We start from the raw sequence: 6,348 nt of genomic DNA on the forward strand, positions 1-6,348 counted from the left end.
CGGAAGCGGTGAGATTCGAACTCACGGAGGACTCACACCCTCGTCGGTTTTCAAGACCGGTGCATTAAACCGCTCTGCCACGCTTCCATGGCCGACATCATATAAACAAAAATCACGCTTGGCAAATATTTTTATGCTTTCACTGCATCAACTGCACAAAATAAAATCAATTATATTAATCTGCTGAATTTTCTGGCTTTTCATAACGAATTGAGTTGATGAACCAAAGTTTCTTGCCGGAGGGGGTCAATACCTCGGCCTCATCATCGACCTGCTTGCCTAATAACGCGCGTGCCATCGGTGAACTGATCGAAATATGCTGCGGATGATGATCATAAATTTCATCTACACCGACAATACGTAAAGTTTTTTGTTCACCTTCTTCATTTTCAATGTCCACCCAGGCACCAAAATAGACCTTGCCCTCTTGCTCCGGGGAAAAATCTATAATTTTCAGCTCTTCGAGGCGCTTGCCGAGATACCTGACCCGTCGATCAATTTTACGCAAAATTTGCTTGTTATATTGGTAGTCTGCGTTTTCAGAACGGTCGCCGAGACTGGCGGCCCAGTTCACTTTTTTGGTAATTTCAGGACGCTCTTCATGCCAGAGATTCTTAAGTTCTGCCACCAATTTATCGTGTCCAGCACGGGTGATTAAGTTGGATTTCATACGTCTTGCTGATCATATTTTCAGTGTTTTAACTTACAAACAGCTTATTTTATTTACCATTTTAACACAATGGCAAAATTCCAAAAAAATTAACTTTACATTTCAATATCTTAAAATTATTTTTAAAAATAATTTGTGTACAAAATTTGACAATCGTTTTTTAGATCATTAATATGCCACCAACTTCCGGAAATGCTTACTTTTTAATCTATGTAGTTTTTCTACATAATTATCTTTAAATCTCTTGTCATTTTGAATGACGTCATGACTGCCCAACCCTTATTGAATTTATCAAACTGTTAAAATTTCTGGCTTTGTTGGCTGTGATTTTTAGGGCATAAATTACTTGTAGCGGAGACAACATGCACAGTAGTTCATCCACTGGGTCGAGGCTTTGCCTAAGATCTGTAATTTCTTCTCTCCCTTTGAAAGCACTTGTACTGAGCACTGCATTTATTCCCCTACACAGTATCAATGCAAGTAAGACCACACTTCAGTTTGATCATGTGGTCAATAGCAATAAGTTGACCGTGGTTGCGGTTGAAAATCCGACCACCGTATTTCAGGATGGACAACATCTACATGGCTTCGGTTATGATCTGGTTCGTAACTATGCTAACAATCTGAATGTAAAGCTCGATTTTAAAATCGTCCCTGATAATAATACGGCACTACAATGGGTTGCTCAGGGTAAAGCCAATCTGGCCATGACAACTACCGATATACGCACCATTGAAAACAAGCGTTTGACGTCGTTCTCGGCCACTTGTGGCGATGAATCAATTCTGTCGAGTAATGGCTTGAATACCAATTTAAATCTGGTGTTTAAATCTGCTACAGATCCTTTGAGCCAGACGGCCAGTGCTTTTGTCTGCAAAGGCAAACAAAGTGGTGCCATTAAGCAGCTTGCTTCATTTTATAATCAGAATGTCGTGAAAGAGGAATCTTGGACCACTATTCAACGTGATTTGAACAATCGCCTGCCGATCTATGAAGCGAGCTTTAAACAGACCGCTCAGCAATATGATCTGGATTGGCATTTACTGGCGGCCATTGGTTATCAGGAATCTTATCTGAAACCGAATTCAGTTTCTCCGACGGGTGTGCGTGGTTTGATGATGCTGACCAACAGTACAGCAAAAGCCATGGGCGTGAGTAACCGTACCGATCCTGCTCAAAGTATTCAGGGTGGTGCCAAGTATTATGATCAAATGCTTAGTCGCTATGAGCATATTCCTTTTCCAGATCGGAACTGGTTTGCACTGGTAGCGTATAATATGGGTCCAGGTGCAGTGAATCAGTTGCAAAAGCGCATTCAGTCGCAAGGCAAGAACCCGAATAACTGGGTGAACTTATATGCCTATCTGGATCAGAATAAGGCCAATAATGGTCGTTACCGTCAAGCGGTGCAATATGTAACCCGTATTCGTGCTTATCTGGAGCATATCAAGACTACACCGCAATTGGTGAATATCTAAGCTGAAATCTTAGCGTTAATCAAAATGCCATAAAAAAAGCTTACCTCAGGGTAAGCTTTTTTGGTCTTTATTTGGGCGAATGTCTTAGCAGAATTAAGCCGTGGTATTTTCAAGTACTTTCTTGAACAAATCTTTTTGTTCCTGACTTGGTTTTGCAGTTTGAAGTGCCATCAATTGTGACATATCACCCTGTACTTTGATTTTACCTGTCATGAAGGCCTGCATCGCAGCAGCCATATCAAACTCTAGAAAAACTTTACGTAGAGTTTCGCCATCCATATTCAGCGTAGTTTTGGCATTTGAAGACAAACCTTTTTTGATTGCCCCACCATCTAAAGATAGTTCAGTATTACCTGTAGTGTCCGCTACAACCAAATTAATCGCAAGGTTCGCCAAAGCTGGTGGCAAATTCAAATCGCCAGCTTGCGCAGTTAGAGTTTCTACAGTTGAAAACCAATCATCAGTTAAAAAAGCAGGCATGATCTTTCCTCAAATTATTTGTTCATTTGTGTCGACTATCCAGACGACATCATGTTGAAGCTATTATGCTTGTGCTTTGTTATATCATGATCATTAGCGCAAAGGCTAACGAATTTTGTACGCGCCGTTCAATTTTTGTAGTTCTATTTTTATTTATGTTTATAAGCAGACATCAACCCGCAGGCTGATGTCTACACGTTCTAAAATTAGTCTGCAGCAAAGCCCAGATTGACCATATTGATCCGACGGTTCTCGCCTTCCACAGCTTCTTCAGTTGAATCACCGCCTTTGAAGTCGAATTCACGCTGGCTGTCCAGCACTTCAAAATCAAATAATTCACGATCGACCAGCTGCGATGGCGAAACATTTTGCAATGCGCCAAAAATGCTGTGCAGACGTTTTGGATGTGCTTTATCCCAATCACGTAACATGTCATTGATAATTGCGCGCTGCAGGTTGTCCTGAGAGCCACATAAATTACATGGAATAATTGGAAATTGACGCATTTCTGCATATTTGATGATGTCTTTTTCTTCCACATAGGCCAGTGGGCGAATCAGAATGTTCTTTTTGTCTGAAGACAACAGTTTTGGTGGCATAGCTTTCAAGCTGCCGCCATGGAACAGGTTCAGGAAGAAAGTCGCCAAGATATCATCACGATGATGGCCTAAAGCAACTTTGGTCGCGCCAATTTCCTGCGCAAAACCGTATAAAGAACCACGACGCAAACGCGAACAGACTGCACAATAGGTTTTGCCTTCTGGCGTCAGTTTTTTGGTAATGCTGTAGGTGTCTTTTTCCAGAATGTAATACGGAATATTATTTTCTTCTAAATAACGCGGTAGAACATCTTCAGGGAAGCCTGGCTGTTTCTGATCCAGATTCACAGCCACTACATCGAAATTGATCGGTGCGATGCGCTTGAACTGTAGCAGGATATCCAACAGGGTATAACTGTCTTTACCACCAGAAATACACACCATGACCTTATCGCCTTCTTCAATCATCTTGAAGTCACGAATGGCATGTCCGACCTGGCGGCGAAGCTTCTTCAACAAACGGTAGTAGGCTGAGCTTGTTGGCAGTTCAGGTTTGAAATTAAATCCTTGTTCGGACTCAACTGGCGAGTACATAGACGAGATTAACCCATAAAAAAAATACCGCGCAATTTTAGCCGATTCAGACCGCTATCGCATCAAAAGAATTTATTTTCATGAAAATGTCTTATTAGTTTCATTTTCATGTTTTATTTAGATTGATATATTGAACGATTGCGTTCATTTTTTAGTCAAGATGCTTATCTTTTGGACTTTTCCACAGTTGTCCACAAAAGCTGTGGATAACTTTGTGGATTGAAACAGACTTGACAACTTGTCCGGCTCAAAAGATAAGGCTTTTCTTTGAATTGATCATTTTTTGATCAATTTAATTATTTATAAAAATCAATTAGTTAAACCTGTCAAGCCTAAGGTTTTAAATTAAATCATATTTTTTTTTCTACTGCTAAAATGTAAAAAATGACTTGCATTTACAAACTCGTTTATAAATGCAGCGCACAAGTCTTTTCATTCCGTAATTTTTTGTTAAACTCTTTATTGAATTTTTCTCGCTTGTGTTTACTTAATATAAACAATGAAAATAAATGTGTATGTTTTGGGGCGTTATGGGATCAGTGGTTTGCTATTAGCAAGCTGTTGTCATTTTGCTTATGCCGGTCAAACGATCTATCAATTACGTGACAGTAATGGCAGTACTTTATTGACCAATAAGAAAAGTCGCTATAACCATCTACAGGTAGAAAAGAAAACCTATTATCCAGACAGCAATATTCACAGTTATAGCAACTGGGGTTCAAGTGAAGCTTCGGTATTGCCAAGTTATAGTAAAAATAAAAATGCCTATGACTCGATCATCCGTCAGGCAGCACAAACCTATGGTGTATCTGAAGGCTTGATTAAAGCCGTGATGCATACCGAATCCGGTTTTAATGTGCAGGCACGTTCTCCAGTCGGTGCACAGGGCTTAATGCAACTCATGCCCGCGACTGCCCGTCGTTTTAATGTCAGCAATGCTTATGACCCGCAGCAGAATATTATGGCAGGTGCCAAATATCTGGCCTGGTTATTGAAACGTTTTAATGGCAATACCACCTTGGCACTGGCCGGCTATAATGCCGGTGAAGGTAATGTTGCCAAATATAAGGGCGTACCACCGTTTCGTGAAACTCAGGACTATGTCCGTCGTGTCAGCAGCCGTTATCAGAACCTATATGCTCAAGGTCTAGGTAATCATAGTGCTGCCTATACAGCATCTTCTGATACTGGCCGTGTGATTGCCAGTTCTGACAATTATTCGACTGGAACCACCACAGCTTCCAATATTCAGGCTGCCAAGTATCAGCGTCAGATCATTGCTCAAGCGGATGGCAGTTTCACCGATGCACCGGCAGGCTCATATGCCACCGCCAATGCGTCAGCATCTGCAAAAATATATTTGAGTGAATAATTTCTAAACAGCTTTGTTTTTAAAGACCTATGTTTTAATTAGTACAAAAAATATCCTGTGTTTTTTGTAGCCAAATGCTATTTTTTCCTTGAATTCTTCTCCATTTCACCGCATATTGATTTCAATGATTTACATTTAATAATCAGATTATTTTTCTGTAATAAGAGGATTTCTCAATGATGCGGATTGGTTTGTTCTTGCTAACCAACCTCGCGGTACTGGTTGTAGCTGGCATTATCTTGTCACTCTTCGGTGTCGGTAGTTACCATGGCGCAGGTGGCTTGAATCTAGGCAACCTGTTGGTCATCTGTTTTGTGTTCGGTATGGTCGGCTCAATGATTTCCCTGTTCATGTCTAAATGGATGGCGAAAAAGACCACGGGTACTGAACTGATTGACCCGAATGCACCTCGTAACCAAGCTGAAGCCTGGTTGCTCCAAGAAGTTGCACAACTTTCTCAGCGTGCAGGCATTAAAATGCCGGAAGTGGGTATTTTCCCCTCTTACCAGTCGAATGCCTTTGCCACTGGCTGGAACAAAAACGATGCTCTCGTTGCGGTATCAACCGGCTTGCTTGAGCGTATGAACAAAGACGAACTTCGTGCAGTATTGGCGCATGAGATTGGTCACGTCGCCAATGGTGACATGGTCACTCTGGCACTGATCCAAGGTGTTGTGAACGCCTTCGTGATGTTCTTCGCACGTGTCGCGGGCGATTTTATTGACCGCAATGTCTTTGGTCGTGAAGAAGGTGAAGCCCCGGGTATTGCCTATTTCGTGATTACTATTGTGCTGGATATCGTGTTCGGTATCTTGGCATCGTCGATTGTGATGTGGTTCTCTCGTCACCGTGAATACCGTGCTGATGAAGCAGGTGCACGTCTGGCAGGTAAACAAGCCATGATTTCAGCATTACTGCGCTTACAGGCAGAATCTGAAATGCCAGATGCCATGCCGAAAGAAATGAAAGCATTTGCGATTTCTGCGGGTAAAGAAGAAGGCTTTAGCCTTGCTGCATTGTTCCAGACGCATCCAAGCATCGAACAACGTGTCGCTGCATTGCAACAACTTGATTGTGCTTAAGTAAAACTTTATTTTTGATTCAAAAAAAGCCTGCAATTGCAGTAATGCCAGTCAGTTAAGCAAAAAAAGTTAAAATGCTGTAAAAAGAGCGTATGTAAATACGCTCTTTTTTTATGAATTTATCTCAGAATCT

Annotated in this window: 6 protein-coding genes and 1 tRNA gene; 3 read left to right on the top strand and 4 right to left on the bottom strand. The window is 41.4% G+C overall.

Features of this window, described 5'->3' with window-relative positions; all coding sequences use genetic code 11:
* Positions 1–87: transfer RNA gene (locus tag NI469_RS15310), tRNA-Ser, on the bottom strand.
* A gap of 88 nt (positions 88–175) precedes the next feature.
* Positions 176–670, bottom strand: coding sequence for a transcription elongation factor GreB (gene greB / locus NI469_RS15315; protein ID WP_004645740.1), 495 nt, complete (start codon positions 668–670; stop codon positions 176–178).
* Positions 671–1,032: 362 nt separating this feature from the next.
* Here greB and NI469_RS15320 point away from each other — a divergent pair, with 362 nt between their 5' ends.
* Positions 1,033–2,148, top strand: a complete 1,116-nt coding sequence (locus NI469_RS15320) for an MltF family protein (RefSeq protein WP_005247689.1) — start codon at positions 1,033–1,035, stop codon at positions 2,146–2,148.
* A 93-nt stretch (positions 2,149–2,241) separates the two neighbouring features.
* Here the strand turns inward: NI469_RS15320 and NI469_RS15325 are convergent, their stop codons facing one another.
* Both NI469_RS15325 and ttcA read right to left on the bottom strand, forming a co-directional pair.
* The gene (locus tag NI469_RS15325) at positions 2,242–2,628 is read right to left on the bottom strand and encodes an SCP2 sterol-binding domain-containing protein (RefSeq protein WP_004280536.1); all 387 of its coding nucleotides are present in this window, start codon (positions 2,626–2,628) and stop codon (positions 2,242–2,244) included.
* Positions 2,629–2,834: 206 nt separating this feature from the next.
* On the bottom strand, positions 2,835–3,761 hold the full coding sequence (gene ttcA / locus NI469_RS15330) for a tRNA 2-thiocytidine(32) synthetase TtcA (RefSeq protein ID WP_004280538.1): 927 nt from the start codon (positions 3,759–3,761) through the stop codon (positions 2,835–2,837).
* 499 nt (positions 3,762–4,260) lie between these two features.
* Here ttcA and NI469_RS15335 point away from each other — a divergent pair, with 499 nt between their 5' ends.
* Positions 4,261–5,133, top strand: a complete 873-nt coding sequence (locus tag NI469_RS15335) for a lytic transglycosylase domain-containing protein (protein WP_219308758.1) — start codon at positions 4,261–4,263, stop codon at positions 5,131–5,133.
* Between the two features lie 176 nt (positions 5,134–5,309).
* Entirely contained in the window at positions 5,310–6,215 is a 906-nt protein-coding gene (gene htpX, locus NI469_RS15340; RefSeq protein WP_004280540.1) for a protease HtpX, read from the top strand.
* Positions 6,216–6,348 lie beyond the last annotated feature (133 nt).

Source organism: Acinetobacter lwoffii (assembly GCF_024129735.1).
Classification (GTDB): Bacteria; Pseudomonadota; Gammaproteobacteria; order Pseudomonadales; family Moraxellaceae; genus Acinetobacter; species Acinetobacter lwoffii_H.